General features: G+C 39.5%; 20 protein-coding genes and 1 pseudogene. 11 read left to right on the top strand and 10 right to left on the bottom strand.

Annotated elements, in window-relative coordinates; translation table 11 throughout:
* Positions 1-6 precede the first annotated feature (6 nt).
* The 4 genes from ATS74_RS16045 (at position 7) to ATS74_RS16025 (ending at position 2,845) form a co-directional block, all read left to right on the top strand.
* Complete coding sequence (locus ATS74_RS16045) at positions 7-1,248, top strand: HAMP domain-containing histidine kinase (RefSeq protein WP_201023034.1); 1,242 nt, start codon at positions 7-9, stop codon at positions 1,246-1,248.
* On the top strand, positions 1,245-1,772 hold the full coding sequence (locus ATS74_RS16040) for a response regulator transcription factor (RefSeq protein WP_029771697.1): 528 nt from the start codon (positions 1,245-1,247) through the stop codon (positions 1,770-1,772). The genes ATS74_RS16045 and ATS74_RS16040 overlap by 4 nt, the downstream gene beginning before the upstream one ends.
* Before the next feature lie 344 nt (positions 1,773-2,116).
* Positions 2,117-2,479 carry a thiol-disulfide oxidoreductase DCC family protein gene (locus ATS74_RS16030; RefSeq protein ID WP_235592024.1) on the top strand — a complete coding sequence of 121 codons (363 nt, stop codon included), beginning with the start codon at positions 2,117-2,119 and terminating at the stop codon, positions 2,477-2,479.
* 87 nt (positions 2,480-2,566) lie between these two features.
* Positions 2,567-2,845 (top strand): peptidylprolyl isomerase, encoded by a 279-nt coding sequence (locus ATS74_RS16025; RefSeq protein ID WP_004588770.1) that lies wholly within the window; start codon positions 2,567-2,569, stop codon positions 2,843-2,845.
* A gap of 59 nt (positions 2,846-2,904) precedes the next feature.
* Here ATS74_RS16025 and ATS74_RS16020 read toward each other — a convergent pair whose 3' ends face one another.
* The 3 genes and pseudogenes from ATS74_RS16020 to ATS74_RS16010 all read right to left on the bottom strand — a co-directional run.
* Positions 2,905-3,636: a MauE/DoxX family redox-associated membrane protein gene (locus ATS74_RS16020; RefSeq protein WP_058549874.1), complete on the bottom strand. Its 732-nt coding sequence runs from the start codon at positions 3,634-3,636 to the stop codon at positions 2,905-2,907.
* Between the two features lie 330 nt (positions 3,637-3,966).
* A complete protein-coding gene (locus tag ATS74_RS16015; RefSeq protein ID WP_058549873.1) occupies positions 3,967-4,635 on the bottom strand; it encodes a hypothetical protein in 669 nt (222 codons plus the stop codon).
* 336 nt (positions 4,636-4,971) lie between these two features.
* Positions 4,972-5,274: pseudogene (locus tag ATS74_RS16010) on the bottom strand (DsbA family oxidoreductase); the annotation flags it as partial.
* An 18-nt stretch (positions 5,275-5,292) separates the two neighbouring features.
* Here ATS74_RS16010 and ATS74_RS16005 point away from each other — a divergent pair.
* Both ATS74_RS16005 and ATS74_RS16000 read left to right on the top strand, forming a co-directional pair.
* The gene (locus tag ATS74_RS16005; RefSeq protein ID WP_082660659.1) at positions 5,293-5,616 is read left to right on the top strand and encodes a YwqJ-related putative deaminase; all 324 of its coding nucleotides are present in this window, start codon (positions 5,293-5,295) and stop codon (positions 5,614-5,616) included.
* Positions 5,616-6,512 (top strand): hypothetical protein, encoded by an 897-nt coding sequence (locus tag ATS74_RS16000; RefSeq protein WP_058549871.1) that lies wholly within the window; start codon positions 5,616-5,618, stop codon positions 6,510-6,512. Before ATS74_RS16005 ends, ATS74_RS16000 begins: the two co-directional genes overlap by 1 nt.
* Positions 6,513-6,526: 14 nt before the next feature.
* Here the strand turns inward: ATS74_RS16000 and nfi are convergent, their stop codons facing one another.
* A complete protein-coding gene (nfi, locus tag ATS74_RS15995; RefSeq protein ID WP_058549870.1) occupies positions 6,527-7,213 on the bottom strand; it encodes a deoxyribonuclease V in 687 nt (228 codons plus the stop codon).
* Between the two features lie 675 nt (positions 7,214-7,888).
* Between nfi and ATS74_RS15990 the strand changes: the two genes are divergently transcribed.
* Positions 7,889-8,746 carry an immunity 49 family protein gene (locus ATS74_RS15990; protein WP_058549869.1) on the top strand — a complete coding sequence of 286 codons (858 nt, stop codon included), beginning with the start codon at positions 7,889-7,891 and terminating at the stop codon, positions 8,744-8,746.
* Positions 8,747-8,802: 56 nt separating this feature from the next.
* Here ATS74_RS15990 and ATS74_RS15985 read toward each other — a convergent pair whose 3' ends face one another.
* The 5 genes from ATS74_RS15985 to ATS74_RS15965 all read right to left on the bottom strand — a co-directional run bounded on the left by ATS74_RS15985 (position 8,803) and on the right by ATS74_RS15965 (position 12,678).
* Positions 8,803-9,462, bottom strand: coding sequence for a DsbA family oxidoreductase (locus ATS74_RS15985; RefSeq protein WP_058549868.1), 660 nt, complete (start codon positions 9,460-9,462; stop codon positions 8,803-8,805).
* A gap of 110 nt (positions 9,463-9,572) precedes the next feature.
* Entirely contained in the window at positions 9,573-10,793 is a 1,221-nt protein-coding gene (locus tag ATS74_RS15980; protein ID WP_058549867.1) for a M24 family metallopeptidase, read from the bottom strand.
* 149 nt (positions 10,794-10,942) lie between these two features.
* Entirely contained in the window at positions 10,943-11,551 is a 609-nt protein-coding gene (locus tag ATS74_RS15975) for a flavin reductase family protein (RefSeq protein ID WP_058549866.1), read from the bottom strand.
* A 9-nt stretch (positions 11,552-11,560) separates the two neighbouring features.
* On the bottom strand, positions 11,561-12,283 hold the full coding sequence (locus ATS74_RS15970) for an SDR family NAD(P)-dependent oxidoreductase (RefSeq protein WP_058549865.1): 723 nt from the start codon (positions 12,281-12,283) through the stop codon (positions 11,561-11,563).
* A complete protein-coding gene (locus ATS74_RS15965; RefSeq protein WP_058549864.1) occupies positions 12,280-12,678 on the bottom strand; it encodes a thiol-disulfide oxidoreductase DCC family protein in 399 nt (132 codons plus the stop codon). The genes ATS74_RS15970 and ATS74_RS15965 overlap by 4 nt, the downstream gene beginning before the upstream one ends.
* Before the next feature lie 120 nt (positions 12,679-12,798).
* Between ATS74_RS15965 and ppc the strand changes: the two genes are divergently transcribed.
* Together ppc and cdd are read left to right on the top strand one after the other, a co-directional pair.
* A complete protein-coding gene (ppc, locus tag ATS74_RS15960; protein ID WP_058549863.1) occupies positions 12,799-15,444 on the top strand; it encodes a phosphoenolpyruvate carboxylase in 2,646 nt (881 codons plus the stop codon).
* Between the two features lie 156 nt (positions 15,445-15,600).
* Entirely contained in the window at positions 15,601-16,527 is a 927-nt protein-coding gene (cdd, locus tag ATS74_RS15955) for a cytidine deaminase (RefSeq protein ID WP_058549862.1), read from the top strand.
* A gap of 89 nt (positions 16,528-16,616) precedes the next feature.
* Here cdd and udp read toward each other — a convergent pair whose 3' ends face one another.
* The gene (gene udp, locus ATS74_RS15950) at positions 16,617-17,372 is read right to left on the bottom strand and encodes a uridine phosphorylase (protein ID WP_058549861.1); all 756 of its coding nucleotides are present in this window, start codon (positions 17,370-17,372) and stop codon (positions 16,617-16,619) included.
* 440 nt (positions 17,373-17,812) lie between these two features.
* On the opposite strand from udp, the gene ATS74_RS15945 reads away from it, so the two are divergent.
* Together ATS74_RS15945 and ATS74_RS15940 are read left to right on the top strand one after the other, a co-directional pair.
* Positions 17,813-18,922 (top strand): arginase family protein, encoded by a 1,110-nt coding sequence (locus ATS74_RS15945; RefSeq protein ID WP_058549860.1) that lies wholly within the window; start codon positions 17,813-17,815, stop codon positions 18,920-18,922.
* A 129-nt stretch (positions 18,923-19,051) separates the two neighbouring features.
* Positions 19,052-19,747, top strand: coding sequence for a substrate-binding periplasmic protein (locus tag ATS74_RS15940; RefSeq protein WP_058549859.1), 696 nt, complete (start codon positions 19,052-19,054; stop codon positions 19,745-19,747).
* Positions 19,748-19,839 lie beyond the last annotated feature (92 nt).

The following is a 19,839-nucleotide window of genomic DNA, read 5'->3' as shown; positions in this document are numbered from 1 at the left end:
TTGTTTATGCAAACCGATCCTACTATCAGTCGCCTTTTAATGCTTCGCAGTGGCGCTATTGTTGTGCAGTTAATTGCTGTACTGAGCGTGTATTTTTTATTAGAGCACCAAATAGCGTTATTGCCTTTATTAGTGGTAATAGCGATAGAGGCTATATTTCAATTAGTGAGCGTATTTGCCTATCGAAATGTGAGCCAAGCTCGCCCAGTTGGCATGTTAATGCAGCTCACTGCTGACGTATTATTTTTAACTATTTTGCTTTCACTAAGTGGTGGCGCAACCAATGCGTTTGTGTCGTTACTGCTATTACCTATAATGATTGCAGCTGTAACGCTGCGTGAAAAAGGACTCGCTTATATAGCGGTTCTTGCTATTGCCGCCTATAGCTTTTTATTAATTAGAATGCCCGATCACAGTATGCATCAAATGAATATGAGCGGGCACTTTATAGGCATGTGGGTAAATTTTGTTTTAAGCGCAAGCGTAATCGCCCTCGTTATTGGCGCTATGAGTAGAGCATTAAAAGAACGCGAACGTACAATAGCCAAAGCTCGCGAAAAACAATTACGCAACGAGCAACTGGTAAGCCTAGATGGCGCAGCGGCGCAAATAACACATCAACTCGCTACACCTATCGCTAACTTACAATTATTATTTGAAGAGCTTTTAGAAGAGCAACCAAATAACCCTGTCGTTGTGCAAATGCGAACGCCACTAAATCAATGTGCTACGCAATTAAACGACTTTAGAAAGCTCTCTGCTCAGCTTCGTAATAAAAATACCACCGAGCACATTACAGTAAACCAGCTACAAAAGCAGATCACCGATACATTATTACTGCAATACCCTGATCAGCACATTAATTGGTTAAGTGAGCCAATAGCAGCCACCTTAAAAAGTGATGCAATGCTATTGCCTGCTATTCTCAATTTGCTACAAAATGCATGTATTGCAAATCAAAAAAATAACAAAACCCAGTTAGAGCTAAGCTGGCAGCAAGATAATCAACACAGTGAATGTGTATATTTGCTAATTCGTGATTTTGGTAGCGGTTTTAGCCAATCACAATTAGCAGAGCTTGGCGGGCAACTTATGCCTAGCAGCCAAGGTATGGGGCTTGCAGTATTGCTTTCTAATGTAACGTTTGAGCGACTAAACGGCTCGCTAACTTTGTATAATCATGCTGGTGGCGGGGCAGTGGCTAAAGTAAAATTAGCCATAGCAAATAATGAGCAACCACTTATATGAAATTACTTATAATTGAAGACGATATAAACCTCGCCAGTACACTAGCTCGGCGTTTAACAAAACAAGGCTTTAGTTGTGAAGTTGCGCATAACCAAAGTGATGCATTACTCAGTGCACATAAACACTTACCAGATTTTATTTTGCTCGATATGAAACTAGGTGACGACAATGGCCTTGCCTTAATTAAGCCACTTCGCAGCTTATTACCGCAGGCGTATATTGTATTATTAACAGGGTTTGCAAGCATAGCCACCGCTGTAGAGGCCATGCGTTTAGGCGCTAACGACTACCTTACTAAACCCGTTGATATGGCCACGCTTTTAAAGGCCCTAAACGCAGATTTAAATACACAAAATGTTAGTGATGTTGCCACACCAGTTATGTCACCAGAGCGTTTAGAGTGGGAGCATATTCAGCAAGTGCTACATAGTAATAACGGTAATGTGTCGGCCACTGCGCGGCAACTCAATATGCATAGGCGCACATTGCAGCGTAAGTTACAAAAAAAGCCGGTTCAGCAGTAACCGCTTAAGGGGTATAAAATGAGTGATGATGCGGCTACATTAATGCGTAATCAAAAAATTATATTATTCGATGCACAATGCAAATTATGTAGTGCGTGGTGTAATTTTATTATTAGGGCCTGTTTATCTTTCGAGGTTAAATTTGCAGCAGCCTGTTTGGTAATTAGGCAAGACAGAGCCTATGTAGTGTGGTTGTTCCCCATAAATAGGCGATAACGTAGCATAAATGCCAAACAGGCGCTGCCCGAAGGGTTTCTGCCTAGGGGTCATTTACTCTTTGTTGCTCGGTTTTTACTTAGCCCACTAGGTTACAAACCTCGCGCCGCGATTAAATGGCCCCTAGATTGAACAAATTTAATCCTGAAAGGTCAACAGGCCCTAGTAACGATACCAATGCTATTTTTAAACTGTGCAGCGTGCAATCCCCAAAAGGTGCACTGCTATTAACTCACTTTGGGTTTTCAACCACACAATACGCCTCAATGGTTTACCTACAAAACGGCAAAGCGTACACGCAAAGTCATGCTTTTTTTGAAGTAGTAAAGCAGCTCGGTTTCCCCTATAAATTAGCAACCGCATTTAGTGTTTTACCTAATACCTCTAATAATTGGCTGTACGATAAAATTGCTTTAAACCGCTATACCTTATTTGGCAAATATCAGTATTGCAGAGTACCCAACTCAGAAGATGCAAAACATTATTTATAATTGGCTAAGTTAACTTAGCTATAAGTAGATGCTTGGTTTAGGTGGCTGTGCTAAAATCGCCGCGTTTTAAATTATCAGGGCTTTGAAATGGCAAGTACAGCGCACGCACTCCACATATTGGTTAAACACAAAGAAATAGCAGAAGACATTATTAAGCAATTAGGTAAAGGTGCCAAGTTTCAAACCTTAGCTAAAAAATACTCGTCGTGCCCATCAGGTAAAAAAGGCGGTGACCTAGGCGAATTTAGACGCGGGCAAATGGTTCCACAGTTTGACAAAATAGCCTTTAATGGCGCTATTTTAGAGCCGCATTTAGTTAAAACTAAATTTGGCTGGCATGTTATAAAAGTACTTTACCGTACTTAATAAGCTTACTGACAATTACTAAAAAGGTTGCACGCTGCAGCCTTCAATGTATTAAGTAGTTATTTAATAAACATCCAAACACCTGCGCCAATCATAAATAGGTTTTCTGTGAGGGATACAAAACCTAAAGGCACGTTACTATCGCCCCCTACACATGCGCATTTTAATTCACGCTTATCTATATAAACGGCTTTAATAACAGAAACTGCGCCAACACCGCCAATAAATAATGAAATAGGTGCCACAGTATAAGCGGGTAACGCCGCTATCATTCCAATACTCACAAATGCTTCTAAAAAGGGGTAAACATACGCATACCTAACAACTTTCATAGCCAATAGGTCGTAGGTGATAAACGAGTTTGTGAAGCTAAATAAATCGCGCAACTTTTGTATAGCCAGTACGCCCATTGTTAACGCGACAAACAGCATAACTGTATGCATAGAAAAAAGTGTAAAGCCAGTGGAGTAGCTAAATGCAAAGGCAAGTAATAAGGTAACAGCAAAAATGGCCGTTACGGGAGTGTAAGTAGTACCTTGTTGTCCAGGCTCCGATTTATTAAAGTAAGCTCGCAGGTCGTCATACCCGCCAATGCGTTCGTTATCGATAAATGTTTGTGGTGTGGTATCAACATTGTGCTTTTGTTGAAATGCATCGGTTTCTTCGCGCGAAGTCAGCGGCTTATCATCTACCTTATAGCCTTTTCGCTTAAGTAAATCTTTTGATTTGAGTCCAAATGGGCAAATATGTTCATCGGTTGCCATTCTATATAATGTTGCTGACTTAGCCATGCTTGCTCCTTATGCGTATTTAGTTACTCGTTAGCCCTTAAGTAATAGTGAGTGAATAGCGGTATGAAAGAAGTTAATGGCACTTTGTAATATTTACGTGACATTTGAAGTGAAATAGCGCGCAGCACACTTATTAAGAACACACAATAGACAGTGCATGTATAGTGCCAGCGCTTTTATAGCAGCGCAGATGATAAAGTTTAATGGAAAGAGAAATAATTAACAGGCTACAATTCCCAGCCTTCATAGGTATACGTTTGCTTAGACTTTTATTTATCTATAATAATTAGATCTCTATGAAAGTTTTATTAGTTTACTTGAGCTGCTTGTTCATTCAACAAATGAACGTTCTGGTGATGAAGCCACCCCCTGTAAAACAGACGTAAAAAATTTATCGTAAACATCGTTGAGCTGTTTATTGTAATCGCTCCAACCTTCTAAGTTTACTCTAAATTCCAAATTCGAATAAGCATACTCAGAGAGCGCATCAATATTAGTTTTGTTCCATTGCTCCTCCGGTGCAAGTGCTTCTTTTGTACCTGAGCCGTTAATATTGAATCCATACACCATAGAATGCAGTGTTAGTTCAATTCTTGCTTTTTCGGCCCAATCCAAACCCTCTGTTGCTTTATTCCATGCTGTTTTCACATGCAAAGGCGCATTAACAGGAGGGAAATGTATACTTCTAGACTCACCTATTTCAACGATGCCATCATTATTTAAATCTACCAAATCTGAGCCATCAGGTTGGCTTAATAGATTTTGAGCACCTTCGGCACTTAATGAATCAACACTAATAGTAGAGGCGAGGCTATTGGCTTTTTTTACGAGTTGTAGTTCATCAGTAGTGAGTGACTTTAAAAATGCCTTTGGGGTATTAGAGTCTTCCTTTGCTTGCTTTAGAATGTCTGCAAAACTAGAAATTTCAGTTTCATTTAAATCACGGATTTGTAGTTTATTTAGCGAAGAGACGCTAAGTTTAGTGTCAATATTTAACATTATACATTCCCTATATGATTAAACAGGTAACTATGCCTCTTATAGTAAGCAGGGTAGTTTTGATGTTGTTTATAGACGGCATAATATTGCCGATGTCTTCTTTAAAGCATTACTCGATAAATAGGTACAAGTTACATGCCAAAATATTTAAACGAAGAAATAGAGATATGTTGAAGTTCGTTATATCAGGAGGAAGTATTGGACTGCTCATCTCTATAATTAAAAACTAAGTTTAAATGTTGTTAGCTATAGAGGATTGTAAAAAAACGCCCACTATTAATTAGCGGGCGTTTTATTGTTGAAATACTTAGCCAATTTTATTTATAAAGCTAATAACTAAACTTCTTGCTTGGCTTCTTCTTCACTAATTTGTTTTAGTGCTTGAATAAACGAATCGCTTGGTTGTCCGCCACTAATTGCATATTTATCGTTGATAATAAATGTAGGTACCGAGGTAATACCGAGTTGCTTAAAGCGGTCTTGCTCTTGACGTACTGTTTGAACGTATTTATCTGAGTGTAAAATACTGCGGGCCTCTTCTTTATCAAGGCCAACACTTGCGACTACATCAAGCAGTGCCTCTTCTTGATTTAAATATTTTAAATCGGTGAAGTGTGCTTCAAACATGGCAAGAAATAATAGGCCAGGTCTTTCTTCTTGCGTTTTGTAGTAAAAGGCAAGATACAAGACCTGACCCTGCTGGTGTGCACGCGATTAATTACAGAAATAAAATCATATTTAGATTTTACTTATAAACATGAAATTCAAATACCTCATGGAAGAGCTGGTGCACCTGGGCTTCATGCTGAAGTTCGATCAGTAAATAAAATATTAAAAGAGAACCCCACAGTTAGTTTTTCAGATATTTCGATTGCAACTGTGAGGTTAAAAGGCGATGACGCAGGAACAAATTTCCCTGCTTGTATGAATTGTTCTGGTATATTACAAAAGTTTGAAATTATTACAGGAAGAGTTGATTAATGAAATGTGAAGCTCCACCACTTGTTGTGTTTGATGCGCTAGTTAATCAAGATAATACCTACTTTTTCAAAGGAGCTCCCTTTACGGGCGTGGCTATTTTCTCTGAAAGGGGGATTGTTGTTAGCAAAAAGCAATTTTTTAATGGTCAAATATTGGGTGATTACGATTTTCCTTTTATAGATATTAAAGGGCTTGAGCTTTTAGATGCGGCCATTGATCAAGAATGGGATGGAAATTTTCAGCTTATTCACGAAGGCAAACCTTTCAATGGTGTTGTATATGAGACTGCCTATGGATGGGTGTGTGATGTACGTTGTATCGTTAATGGATGGATTGCTGATGCAATGGCACAACACTTTCAAAAGCATGATTGCTACTCTGAATTATTTTATGGCGCAGGGTCTCTTCAGTATGAATATGAATGGAATGAGCCTTCAGTGATGTCTTACTATGAAGCTAGGTTTCAAGCAGAGGATAAAAGAAGTTTAAAGTTAGCTTTTAGTAAAGAAAACAGGCTTCGTGGTATATATATCTATAAAAGTATTGACGATATTTTTTGTTTGAATGCTGCAGTTGATAATTCACCGCTAAAAATTACTAGCTTTAACGATATAAAAAAATTGCCTTCTGATAATGTTATAGAACTTAGCTTACAAGACGTAACGGATATAAAATTTACAGAATTACTGCCGTCGCTGTTAGAATTCCCAGTTAATACGCTTTTTGTCTCAAATATTAGCAGGAATATTTTATATGAGCTTAACAAACATGCTTGGCTGGAGCTAGAAGAACTAAGCTTTCACCATTTAGTTAATCTAGCGCTAGATGAAGTCATTGCTTTTCGAAATGATAATTTTAAGAAGGTAAATATTTCATACGAAAATAAAACTTATTAATGAGTATGTGAAACTTATGGTTTTTCACAAGTCTTTTCTCTATGCTCTTTTAAAGTACTATTAACCAATTGGTCTGCTTGGCGAGTGGTTTCTGGGAGTCGATATTTACACGCTAGTTTTAACACCCACTTCACTGCAGTATCTAGTGATACTTTATGGCCAATGGATACATAAACGGGTTTGATATTATCTTGCGTACGTAGCACTTTGCCAATAATCACGTCGTCATCTATTAAATCAGACGTTGTGCCACGGTGTTTTGCAAGTTCTTTAAACTCACCTAATAACTTGCTCTTGCCACAGCCTATAGTGGGGATATCTAAGGTGACACCTAAGTGACAAGCAAGGCCGAAACGTCTTGGGTGTGCAAGGCCATGGCCATCGCAAACGATCAAATCTGGCACAGTTGTGAGTTTATTAAATGCACTTAAAAGTGGTGGGAGTTCGCGGAAAGAAAATAACCCGGGAATATAAGGGAAGCTAATAGGTTCAATGCTGGTTTGTACTTCAAGTACTTCTAATGTATCAGCATTCAGTAGTGTAACTGCGCCAACAACTTCAGATGATTGTTCGTTATAGGCAACATCGACACCAGCAATTGTATTTATATCATTAAATTCGTTATGTATTTTTACAGATTTAGCTAGTTTTTCTTGTTTCGCAATAAATAGCAATTCATCGAAATGTTGTTGCTCTTCCATGTGACTTATAAAATAGTATAATTTGAAGTATCTCATCAAAGTATAACACACTAAAGCTGAGTTGATTTAAGACCAGTTTAAGAAACCACCCACCTTTAATGATTTGCCTACACTTAGGGCTATTCACCGAGGAAGAAAAGAATAGGGTCAGAAAAGAATAAAAAGAGTGGGGCACTAATTAGAAAGTTCCGGTCAAGCAGGCAGCTGTGTTTCCTTGATCTTTTTATTCAAAAAACCAAATGTTGTTATTTTTTAAACTCACTTTAGATATGACTACGCATCTAATAATGACGTCGATTGGTGTGAATAAGCACTGTGGCTTGAATAAAGAACGCCATATGAATTTAGGCAGTTTTAATTAAGCATCATTGATGATTAATTAAGGCTCTTGGCTTTCGCCTCAGTCATCGTTTGGTACCAATGTCAGTCCAGTTCTTGGCAGCGATGGCATTGATATCGGCAGCTATGTAGACAATGCACGCCAAGTGCTTGACGAAAAGCTAGTGCTACCTGCTGATGTGGTGCAGAAATACAAGCGCTAGGTAACACTTTACAAACATTTGAAAAATATTCTGATAAAATTGAATTTCGCAAAGTGCAGCAGAAGTTTCAAACCGGTAGTAGCTTAAAGCCAACGTTTGATGTGACAAATTACACCATTGGAAAGATTCAGTTATGAGCGATTTAAAGTACCACAATGACCACTATAAATTAGTGAACTTGCAAAATGCCTTTCATATTCATTTAGATACTTATAACAATAGGTGGCAGCGTTATCTCGAGCTAGAGCCCGCGATTTATGAGGAGCCGCAGGCACGGTTAAGTAGAGATGCAATGAGTTGTATACGTGTTAGCTTTACTGCACAAAAAGCAGAAAAAGGGCTTGAAGGCGTGTCTATTATGCGCTTTGGCCTAGATTTATTACATGCGCACTATAATTTAGTGTCAAACCCCGGGCAGCGCCATATTTTTACTTTAAAAGATCACGTATTTCGCTTAGAAGGTCATTCTGAACATCGCTTAATCATGGTTGATGATTGGTTACTGCAATTAAGTTTAGCCCTGTGTTTAAGAGATGCTGATGCGACTGAGCTAATCTGTCGATGCGAAGAAAGTCGGCTTGAGTACCCTGACGCCCTTGACTTCGCACTCCTAAATTTTGTGCGAAATATATTTGTACAAGACGCGGACCAAACAGTGTTATTACGCGAGGTAATGGAAAAATCAGGCCCTGAGCATGTTGATGAATTTAGAGCGCCTTATGTGAACATGCTTTTCTTGCCTTATTTGGATGTGTGGGTAGCGCTTTTATCAAACGATGAAGCTCATTATAAACGGGCAATCTACAAGGCTATTGAATTACATTATACATTTTACAATGACCCACCTGAGGGCGCAGTTACGTGGACAGGCGATGTAGCTCTGCTAATAAGCGCAGTGGCTAGCCTTGCCTATGATAAACATGGTTGGCAAGTGCCCGACACCCCTTACCTGCCAAAGTGGCTAATTTATAAAGAGTTTGAAAATGCTTAAATTAGCATTGTTTGGCTACGAGGCTGCATATTGCAGCCTTTAATTTTGCTAGCTAACTAAACTTCTTGCTTAGCCTCTTCTTCACTAATTTGTTTTAGTGCTTGAATAAACGAATCGCTTGGTTGTCCGCCACTAATTGCATATTTATCGTTGATAATAAATGTAGGTACCGAGGTAATACCGAGTTGCTTAAAGCGGTCTTGCTCTTGACGTACTGTTTGAACGTATTTATCTGAGTGTAAAATACTGCGGGCCTCTTCTTTATCAAGGCCAACACTTGCGACTACATCAAGCAGTGCCTCTTCTTGATTTAAATATTTTAAATCGGTGAAGTGTGCTTCAAACATGGCAAGCTTTAATTCGGTTTGCTTATCTTCTTCACGCGCCCATGTAAGTAGGCGGTGCAAATCAAAGCTGTTGATCATGATGCGTTTGCCATCAAAATTAAACGTAAAGCCAGCACGCTTTCCTGCTTCGAACATGTTTTTACGATTTTCATCGCCTTGCTCTTCGCTTAGGTTGTACTTTTGCATTAAGTGTTCGTTTAAATCTTGACCTTCAAGTGGCATATCAGGGTTTAGCTCAAAAGGATGCCACGTAATATCTGCACTCATTTCGTCTTTAAGTTGGCCAAGCGCTGTCTCTAGGTTTTTATAACCTACCACGCACCATGGGCACATTACGTCTGAAACTATATCAATTTTAAAGTTTTTCATATTTATCCTTTTGAGGATTGCTTTGGTATAAAAGGGATATTGGGATGAAGTATGTATTATCAATCCTTAAACTAAAAAGAGCAGCTAATGGCTGCTCTTTATTAAAGGGTTTAAGCGTTTAGCCCAAACGGGTCGTCAATACTGTAACTCGGTTGTGTAAACCAATGAGGACCGTTGTCGGTCATATAAAAATGATCCTCTAAACGTACGCCTAACTCATCGGGTATAACTAGCATTGGCTCGTTACTAAAACACATGCCAGGTGCAAGTGGGGTTTTGTCTCCACCTACTAAATAGGGCCACTCGTGAATGTCTAAGCCAATACCATGGCCAGTACGATGCGGGCAGCCGGGTGTTTGATACTGTGGCCCCAATCCTTGAGCCGCTAAATAGTGACGAGCGCCTGCGTCAACATCTTCGCAGGTAGCACCAATATTAGCGGCGTTAAATGCGGCTATTTGCGCTGCTTTTTCATGATCCCAAAACATGCGCTGGCGCATAGTGGGCTCTCCAAATACATAAGTACGGGTAATATCCGATAGGTAATCGTGTACTTTACAGCCGGTATCTATTAATACCATATCGCCTTTTTTAAGTACTTGCGCATCTTTAACACCATGGGGGAATGACGTTGCCACACCAAACAATACAATGCAAAAATAGTTACCAGGTGCACCTACCTTTTGATGCGCTTTTTTAATAAAGGCCTCTACTTCTGTGGTGGTAATACCTTCGTAAAGCATACTTGCGGTTGCTTGATGTACAGCTAAAGTCATGTCCATTGCGCATTGCATAAGCGCTAATTCGTTTACCGACTTATGCATTCTACAGTGTGCAGTAACGCTTTGCGCATTGATTATATTCAAGCCATTTTGCGCTTTGTTAATACCATCGAATATAAAAAACTGCGCACTTTCATCAATGCCTACTGTGGCATTGTCATTAATGTTTAGTTGCTTTAATACGTTAACAAATAGCGCGTAAGGGTTTTCGTGCTCTTGCCAACCATGAATTGGGCCTTCAACCACTTTAAAGCCATTTAGGGTGCCAATTTCAAAATAAGGCGCTATGTATTGTACTTCACCAATAGCAGGTAGTATTGCGCCAACCATGCGCTCGCTTGCATACCATTTCATACCTGTAAAGTAGGTGAGGTTTGACCCAGCGTTTAAATAAAGGGCATCTATGTTATTGGCCGCCATATAAGCTTGCGCTTTTGCTATTCGCTCAATATGTTCATCAGCTTGAATAGGCTGTACCGAATGGGTCATATTACTTAAACTGGCCAGCGCTTGCTCTGGGGTATTGATACCCACACCGATTGTGCTCATAGGCTTCTCCTTAGAATTTTTTAACATTGTGAATAATGTATTTTTTAAATTCAATTATCTGCGACCAGCCGCATTTATAATTACTTTAATGAGGCTGGCCCAAGCAAAAAGCTATGTAGTGTGGTAATGGCCGTAAATACCCATTTTTGCTATTTTTTTGCGTAAGCAAGGCGTGTTAATTTATTACTAGTGTGGTAGCTATCTAGCCCCGTTACAGCCACAGTCTCAATAGCCTGTAAATCTAAAAAACCATCACTTTGAAGGGCTATCTCATCTAAGTACACATCTGTAATTTCACCTATAACCAACTCGGTGCCATTAACGGCTAGGTGTTGGTGCTCAACATATTTTACAGAGTATTTTAATCTCGATTCTTGCACAAAAGGGGCTGTAAATTCATTTAGGTATTCTGGCGTTAAACCTGTCGCGTCAAATTCCGATTCGCCTTTGTCATATCGAGCCGATGTTTGATGCGCTTGCTTATAAATTGCTTTATTAACTTGGTTAATAGTGTAACAACCCGTTTCAATTATGTTTTCGAACGTATGGCGAGGCACGCTATTGGGGCGCATGATCATGCCAACCAGTGGCGGGTGAGCACCTAAATGTATAACGGAGCTAACAATGGCAAGATTAGTGTTGCCTTGTTTGTCTTGCGTGCCAATTAAGTTGGCGCTTTTAAAGCCCGAAAGTGAATTAATTAAATGAGTACGAGTGTGTTTTTCAAGTGCGTTTATGCGCTCTTTAGTAAAATGCATTAAAGGTCCTTACCACGGTATGGTCTCGCCTTGCCAATCTAAATAGGCCGGTTCACCATTAAGTTCTAAATGAGGGTTATTAAATGTGAGTGTAAAAAGTTGTTTTGCTACAAATTCAGCTGTAAAAAGTTTTCCTGCAGGTACGTTTTTTTGAAATGGTTTTGAAAGCGCTGTATCGGTCGTGCCTGGGTGAAATAACACCAGCTTGGTATTTTTAGCGCGACGTGCCAGTTCTACCGCTGCGGTTTTAAATAGCATGTTTAAGGCCGCTTTAGATGCTCGATAAGTATACCAACCGCCTAATTTATTATCGTTAATACTGCCAACCCGCGCACTGAGTGCTGTAATAGTGCACTGCGTTTTATGTGTTAAAAGTGGCAAAATACTTTGCAGGCAAAGCAGGGGGGTTAGCGTGTTTGAGTTTAGAAGTTGGTTGAAATACTCAGCGTCTATATCTTCAAGTTTTTTTTCAGGCATGTGGGTTTTGTTGTGCAGTGTGCCATTAAACAAAATAACTTGTTTTATATTAGCATTCTGCTCTTTTAAGTAGGCGGTTACTTTAGCTAGGCTTTGCTTTGTGTAATCGGTTTTTAAATAAACAACACTGCCATCTGGCTCAGTAGATTTAGCGCTTACGCATACAATTTGATAAAGCGGCACATTAATTTGTAAATGCTCAATATAGGCTTTTGCTATTGCACTGCTTGCGCCAAATAAAACAATCGTTTTCATTTAACACCTCTAGTTTTAATACTACATTGGCCGTTTGAACATTTGGTATTTGGCATTAAAAAGCGGCTAATTGAATGCCTATACTTTGCAAAAAACAAGTATCCGCAGTCAGCGAAGAAACTAATTATTGGCAAGCGAAAAATTTTCAACCAGCGATGCTTACCTACAATTCTCCATGCTTGGTATGTAACATCTAAGCCGTATATCATTTCACCAGTGTGTGTTTGCGCTTGTAAATAAGTCATTGCTTTATCTTTATCAATATATGAATAGCGCTCACTAAAATCGGCGGCGTTAAGATCCTCAAGCTTAATTTTATTTTTAGTGTCTGATTGCTTTAGCTGCGCCATTTCTGTGCTACAAAGGGGGCAGTTACCATCATAAAAAATGATCATAAAATTGGTTAGCGTTTATTTTCCATATACTTTTTTACGACAAAGCATTGCAAATGGATCTATTAAATATTGCTTCATAATGATATTAATAGCACTCCACGAAACAAAGGAGACTGAGAAATGAGTGAACAATATGCCGCCTTGCGAGGTAATGTAAATTTACTAGGGCAGTTATTAGGGCAAACAATTAAAGATGCCCAAGGCCAAGCGATTTTAGATAAAGTAGAAGAAATTCGAGCTTTATCAAAGTCATCTCGCAGTGGTAACGAAGACGACCGTCAAGCATTAATCGAAGTATTACATGCGCTTAGTGACGAAGAGCTTTTACCGGTTGCCCGTTCATTTAATCATTTTTTAAATTTAGCTAATGTAGCAGAGCAGTTCCACACTGTTTCGCGTTTTAATGATGTTGGCTTTTGCCAACTAAACCCTCTCACTCAAACATTAAAAACGTTAACTGCAAAAGCAAAAGAAGGCCAATTAGACAGTAATCATCTGGCCGAAACACTCTCAAAACTCCACATAAACTTAGTATTAACTGCTCACCCAACCGAGGTGACGCGCCGTACAATGATCAACAAACAGGTTGAACTCAGTGAATGTTTAGCGTCGCTTGAACGCAAAGATAATTTAGAGCAAGAACGCACTGCTATTTTAAACCGTATTGCACAGCTTATTAGCCAAGCGTGGCACACAGACGACATTCGTCGTTCGCGTCCTACGCCTATTGATGAAGCTAAATGGGGCTATGCAGTTATTGAAAATAGCTTGTGGCATGCTGTGCCGCGTTTTTTACGTGAATTTTCAGATCAAGTAAAAGAGCATTTAAGTTTAGAATTACCAATCGATTACAGCCCTATAGAGTTTACCTCTTGGATGGGGGGAGACCGCGATGGTAACCCGTTTGTGACCGCGCAAGTGACCACGCAAGTGCTTGACCATGGCCGTTGGATGGCTCTTAATTTATATATTCAAGACTTAAAGACGTTGTGCGCTGAACTGTCTATGTCTGATGCAAGCGATGAGCTTATTGAACTTGCAGGACAAGAGTTTGAACCGTACCGTGCTGTAATTAAAAAGCTTAAAACGCAAGTTGCTGAAACCGTGGCTCATTTAGGCGCTAAAATTAAAAACAAGCGCAGTGATTCACAAGACTTAATTACTGATATTAATCAAATTAAACACCCAATAGAAGTATGTTATCGCTCGCTATTAAAGTGCAACATGAAAGTAGTCGCAGATGGCTTATTACTTGATTTACTGCACCGTATTAACAGCTTTGGCCTGCGTTTAGCTAAGTTAGATGTGCGCCAAGATTCTGATCGTCACAGCGATGTATTCTCTGAGTTAACACGTCATTTAGGCTTAGGTGATTACAACCAATGGCAAGAGCAAGATAAACAAGCATTTTTGCTTACCGAGCTTAATTCTCGTCGCCCGCTAATTCCTAAAAATTGGCAACCAAGTCCAGATGTGCAAGAAGTGCTCGACACCTTCGATGTAATTGCAAAGCAAGATGAAAAAACATTTGGCTTATACATCATTTCAATGGCGCGCACTGCTTCTGATATTTTAGCGGTACAACTACTGTTAAAAGAAAGTGGCTGTCAGTTTGATTTACCTGTTGCACCATTGTTTGAAACACTTGATGATTTAAATGCGGGTAGCGATGTAATTACTACACTGCTTGATAACGTGTGGTACCGTGGGCACATTAAAAACACTCAAAATGTAATGATTGGTTATTCAGATTCTGCTAAAGATGCGGGCATGATGGCTGCAGGTTGGGCGCAGTACGAGGCAATGGATAAATTAGTACAGCTTGCCGATGAGCGTGGCATTGAGCTTGTTTTATTCCACGGCCGTGGCGGTACAGTTGGGCGTGGCGGAGCACCGGCTGCTCAAGCGCTTCATTCACAACCACCGGGTTCTTTAAAAGGCGGCTTACGTGTAACTGAGCAAGGCGAAATGATCCGCTTTAAGTTTGGTTTACCTGATGTAGCACTACAAAGCTTAAATATTTACGCAGGTGCAGTACTGCAAAGCAACTTATTACCACCACCGGAGCCAAAACCGCAGTGGCGTGAAGTAATGAAGTTAATAAGTGAGGAGTCGTGTGAGCACTACCGTAATGTAGTTCGTCATGATGAAAACTTTGTACCTTACTTTAGAATGGCAACTCCAGAGCTTGAGCTGTCTAAATTACCATTAGGCTCACGCCCTGCTAAGCGTAATCCAAATGGTGGCGTAGAAAGTTTACGTGCCATTCCGTGGATTTTTGCATGGAGTCAAAACCGTTTAATGCTACCTGCATGGCTAGGTGCCTTAACAGGCTTAAAAGCAGCGCTTGATAAGTATGGACTTGAAACGCTACATGAAATGAGCCTGCAATGGCCGTTTTTCAGAGCGCGCCTAGAAATGCTAGAAATGGTATTTAGTAAAGCCGACAGCTGGTTAAGTGAGCATTACGATAACGCGCTGGTGGAGGATATGTACAAACCACTGGGTGTGTCACTGCGTAAAGAGCTTGAAGAAGCGATTAGCCTTGTTCAGTCACTCAGCCCGCAAAAAAGCTTATTAGCGGACCAACCATGGATCAAAGAGTCTATTGGGCTTCGTAATCCGTACACCGATCCGCTTAATGTACTGCAAGTTGAGCTACTACGACGTGCACGCTCAAGCGAAAAAGGCAGCGAAGGCGACATTGATAATGCATTAATGATCACCATGACAGGTATTGCGGCAGGTATGCGTAATACAGGTTAATACGTGATTTTATTATAGTGATAGTAAATCACTAATTTAATGTAATCGGTATTTTAAAAGGGAACACGCTGTGTTCCCTTTTTTTGCGTTTAATGGCCTAGCAATTTGGGCCTTAACCTTTTAAACTACTTAGCCATTGAATAATTATAATATGTTATGGCTTCAGCAACTTTTACTGTGCAACAAGACACAGCTCTTACAAATTCACATATCTCTTTAAGCGTAGCGCAAACTCAAGCTTTACGTAGTCAATTAAAAGCCCAACGCGGCATCTTAAATTCTAAAAATATTAAACAACTATGCGCGCAATTTAATGTATCTGATGATGCGTTATTACAAGGTTTGGTACCGCTTGCCTCTGAATTTTCAGTGGCTCCCGTTTCACACTTTCATGTGGGTGCTATTGTTAAAGCGCTTGATGAGCAAGGAGATGTAAATTTTTATTTTGGTGCTAATGTAGAGTTTGACCATCAAGCACTTAGTCTAGTGGTGCATGCAGAGCAGTCGGCTATTAATAATGCGTGGTTAAATGGCGCTAAAAAAATAGTTAAAATAGCAATTAGTGATGCACCGTGTGGTTACTGTAGGCAGTTTATGAACGAGCTGGCCGACGCTAAAGAATTTGATATTTTACTGCCAGAGCAACATTTTAAACTCGCTGAGTTATTACCACATTCATTTGGGCCTACCGATTTAGGCAACGAGTTTAGTTTGTTTAATCCAAAGCCTCAGCAGCAAGAGTTTGCTAATACTGCGCTTGATGGCAAATTAGCAGTCATGGCGCTAAATGCATATGTACCCTATAGCCAAAACTTTAGTGCTGTTAAAATTAGTACCTTTGATGATGGTGATTTTTACGGCAGTTACGCAGAAAATGCAGCCTATAGCCCAAGCCTTTCGCCACTGCAAAGTGCGCTTAGTCAGCTGTTTTTAGCGGGGCTTAGCTTTAATGGTAATACGGTTAAATCAATCACCCTTTTAGAAACACAAGGTCATGAAAATCAAGGTGGAGTGGCACGTGCCGTACTTGCAAGCTTTGACAACCTACCTGAAATAGAAGTGATTAGCGCAGAGCTAAGATAACCTGAACTCTGGTTAAAATAACCTGCCAAAAACAATAAAGCACAGCAATTGCTGTGCTTTATTCGTTTAATTAAAGTGCTAAGAAGGGATTAGCCTAATAGTACTTTTGCAGCTTCTAATACGACTGCTACTGATTTTCTTTCAATTTCGCCGTGATCTACATTTGGAATTTCTTGACGAGTACGGTTAACAAGTACACCCGCAACACACGCAGCTTGTAAGCCAAGAGCTGCACACATTGTAAATAATGTAGCCGACTCCATTTCGTAGTTCATCACGCCTAGGTTTTGCCACTCTTCACAGCTACCTTGTAATGACTTTGGTACATAGCCAGAGTGTGTATCGTAACGCTCTTGCCCTGGGTAGAACGTATCGCTTGAAGCGGTAATACCAATATGAAAGTCAATATCTAGGTTTTTACACGCTTGTACCATAGCTTGTGTTGCGTAAAAGTCAGATACCGCAGGGTAGCTAAGCGGTGCAAAATGTTGGCTTGCACCATCTAAACGTACAGATGCTTGGCTAATTAAAATTTCGCCTTCATTAATGTGTGGCTGAATAGCGCCTGTAGTACCAATACGTAAAAATTTACGCACGCCAAGTTGCGCTAATTCTTCTACAGCAATCGATGTAGATGGACCGCCAATACCAGTTGAACATACCACTACTGAGTGGCCATTTAACTGACCTAAATACACATGAAATTCGCGAGTTTGAGCTAGGCAGGTTGGGTTGTCTAGGAATTGTGAAATACGTGCTGCACGATCAGGATCGCCCGGTACAATCGCAAGTTTTGCACCTTTAAGATCGTCAATACATAGTCCTAAGTGAAATACCTTTTCCATAACTAAACCTTTTATAAAAATTTGTTGTCAATCTAGCATCATTGCCATAAACGTTTACCAAGTACAGGACGTTTGTCCGTTTTGCATTAATCCCCTTTAAAAATATTAAGATACAACGATTTATTCATCTACTTTGAATATTCAATCAAGCACTTAACCGGTATAAGCAAAGGCGCTGTTGACTTGCCCATGCAGACATTATATGTATCGGGAAAGAGCAATAACACACTAATGTTTACTGATTAAAAACAGAGTTAAAGTTATTAAAATTCATATGTTTAATGTTTTATTTTAACTTTATTTAGACCCTTGCCGCTGCGTTTTTAGAGCGCAAAAAATGGTTTATTAAAATTAAATTAAAGTTTAGGTATTTTTTATCTTTTTGCATAACTAATCAAAATAATTCAGTTTCACACAGTAAAAGTTTATAGAGGTTTATTATGAGCACACAATTTCAAGCATTTAAAAATAAAGTTGAGCACTGCTTGTGCTCTCCTGGTGATGGCGTATTTACTGTAAATACAGCTAAAGAGCGCAAAGCCGCACTTCGTAATAAGCTTTATGGGCAAACCGAAAATGTAGATCCACTTTGGCGCGACTCTTTAAATGAGTTACCAAACTCGCCTCACAAAGCGGTTATGCTGGGCATTAGCTCAGATTGTGGTGGTGGTATTTTACGTGGTGCAAACTGGGGGCCGTTATTTGTACGCTCTGCGCTTATAGATCAACAACCGCAGTGTCACTCATTCGATTTAGGTGATGTACGTGTAATCCCTCATTTATTGCATGATAAATACTTAAACAATGCAACTATTTCTAATTGTCAAAAAGCCCTTTACGGCGATGAAAATAATGACTATTACGTAAGCCCGCTTTCTATTACTGAAGACGTGTGTGATAGCTTTTATGCGACGTTTAAAGATAAAGGTATATTTGGTATTGGTGGCGATCATTCAATTAGCTATCCGCTAACTAAAGCCTATTTAAAAGCAAAGCGCGAGCAAGGTAAGCGTACTGCAATTATTCATTTTGATGCGCACACCGACTTATTAGTAGAGCGTTTAGGTATAGATTTATGCTTTGGTTCGTGGTGTACACATATTTTAGAATTTTTACCGGCACCTCATCATTTAATTCAATTTGGTATTCGTTCAAGCGGTAAACCAAAAGTGCATTGGGAAAGCACCTTTGGTGTAAAGCAGCATTGGGCTGCTGAAATAATAGAACGTGGTGCTAAAGCGGTTGCTGCCGAAACCATTGCACAGCTAAAAGCAGATAATGTAGATGAAGTTTACGTAAGCTTTGATATAGATGCGCTAGATGCCGAATTTGCATCAGCCACTGGCACGCCAGAAGATAATGGTTTAACCCCACAGCACGCACTTGATATTTTATCGGCCATTGCCGATGAGTTTCCTATTACTGGCGCTGATATGATGGAAATAGCCCCATTTACCGACAGCTCTTTAGTAGGTCAATCAAGTTCAGAAACAACTTTACGCGAAGGGGCTAAAATTTCAGCATTTTTAATTAGTGCGATGAATAAGTAGCAAGTTAAAACTTAAAAAATCTAGTCCTATCAGCGTATAGGGCTAGATTTATTAGACTAAAAACTAGCGGTACGGTTACCCTCAACTATAGTTGGTTTATACCCATTTATAGTTTTGAGGCGTAATTAAATGAAGTTGTATTTACTTATACTGTGTTTTGCATGCATAAGGGTTAATGCAGCTGAAGTTACTATTGTGACTGAAGTTTTTCCTGATTTTCAGTACATTGACTCAAACGGCCAACTTGCTGGGCGCTCTGTAGATAAAGTAAAAAAAGCACTTGATACCACTGATATTAAATACAGTATGTCTGCAAATAGTTGGGCTGTATCTTATAACGCGGTGCTTAGAGATAAGCACACCTGTATTTTTTCAATAGTGAAATTACCCAACAGAGAAGATAAATTTAGCTGGGTTGCTGAACTAGAAAGCTTTGACTCAGCTATATACGCGCTTAAATCACGTAACATTCGATTAAATACGCTCAACGATGCAAAAAATTATAAAACAGCTGTACTACGCGATAACTTTAGCCACCATTACTTACTAGAGCGAGGCTTTAGCGAAACTAAAAACTTACTTATTATTGACAGTTTAGACAAAATAGATAAATTAATAAGTACTCGTCACAGCATTCTCGATTTTGTTATTTTGAGTAACAAGCAGTTTAACTTTCGTGCAAAGCGAGAGCCTAAATTAAAACTCCTCGAACCTGTTTTAAACCTCAATACTCATCAGTCCCCACTTTACTTTGCCTGTAATATAAATATGGAGCAAAGCCTACAAGATAAACTTTCGGCTGCGTTTGACGAAGCTAAAAAGTAAAAAAACAATATAATTCAATTACCTAAACGTACTTTATGAAATTCTATAAATATAAATTGCTGCGATTAAAAAACCGACTATAATCAGCTGCT

It is taken from the genome of Pseudoalteromonas sp. H103 (assembly GCF_001469205.1).
Lineage (GTDB): Bacteria > Pseudomonadota > Gammaproteobacteria > Enterobacterales > Alteromonadaceae > Pseudoalteromonas > Pseudoalteromonas carrageenovora.
Note: the sequence above shows the minus strand (reverse complement) of the source record. Positions and strands in the feature narration are given on the sequence as shown.

Bases quoted from the DNA above. Each gene is read 5' to 3' on its own strand.
- ATS74_RS16025 (WP_004588770.1), top strand. From the start codon at position 2,567: ATGGCAAGTACAGCGCACGCACTCCACATATTGGTTAAACACAAAGAA.
- ATS74_RS15975 (WP_058549866.1), bottom strand. From the start codon at position 11,551: ATGCATTTTACTAAAGAGCGCATAAACGCACTTGAAAAACACACTCGT.
- nfi (WP_058549870.1), bottom strand. From the start codon at position 7,213: ATGGAAGAGCAACAACATTTCGATGAATTGCTATTTATTGCGAAACAA.
- ppc (WP_058549863.1), top strand. From the start codon at position 12,799: ATGAGTGAACAATATGCCGCCTTGCGAGGTAATGTAAATTTACTAGGG.
- ATS74_RS15985 (WP_058549868.1), bottom strand. From the start codon at position 9,462: ATGAAAAACTTTAAAATTGATATAGTTTCAGACGTAATGTGCCCATGG.
- ATS74_RS16040 (WP_029771697.1), top strand. From the start codon at position 1,245: ATGAAATTACTTATAATTGAAGACGATATAAACCTCGCCAGTACACTA.
- ATS74_RS15965 (WP_058549864.1), bottom strand. From the start codon at position 12,678: ATGATCATTTTTTATGATGGTAACTGCCCCCTTTGTAGCACAGAAATG.
- ATS74_RS15945 (WP_058549860.1), top strand. From the start codon at position 17,813: ATGAGCACACAATTTCAAGCATTTAAAAATAAAGTTGAGCACTGCTTG.
- ATS74_RS15940 (WP_058549859.1), top strand. From the start codon at position 19,052: ATGAAGTTGTATTTACTTATACTGTGTTTTGCATGCATAAGGGTTAAT.
- ATS74_RS16000 (WP_058549871.1), top strand. From the start codon at position 5,616: ATGAAATGTGAAGCTCCACCACTTGTTGTGTTTGATGCGCTAGTTAAT.
- ATS74_RS15990 (WP_058549869.1), top strand. From the start codon at position 7,889: ATGAGCGATTTAAAGTACCACAATGACCACTATAAATTAGTGAACTTG.
- ATS74_RS16045 (WP_201023034.1), top strand. From the start codon at position 7: ATGCAAACCGATCCTACTATCAGTCGCCTTTTAATGCTTCGCAGTGGC.
- ATS74_RS15980 (WP_058549867.1), bottom strand. From the start codon at position 10,793: ATGAGCACAATCGGTGTGGGTATCAATACCCCAGAGCAAGCGCTGGCC.
- ATS74_RS16015 (WP_058549873.1), bottom strand. From the start codon at position 4,635: ATGTTAAATATTGACACTAAACTTAGCGTCTCTTCGCTAAATAAACTA.
- ATS74_RS16020 (WP_058549874.1), bottom strand. From the start codon at position 3,636: ATGGCTAAGTCAGCAACATTATATAGAATGGCAACCGATGAACATATT.
- ATS74_RS15970 (WP_058549865.1), bottom strand. From the start codon at position 12,283: ATGAAAACGATTGTTTTATTTGGCGCAAGCAGTGCAATAGCAAAAGCC.
- cdd (WP_058549862.1), top strand. From the start codon at position 15,601: ATGGCTTCAGCAACTTTTACTGTGCAACAAGACACAGCTCTTACAAAT.
- udp (WP_058549861.1), bottom strand. From the start codon at position 17,372: ATGGAAAAGGTATTTCACTTAGGACTATGTATTGACGATCTTAAAGGT.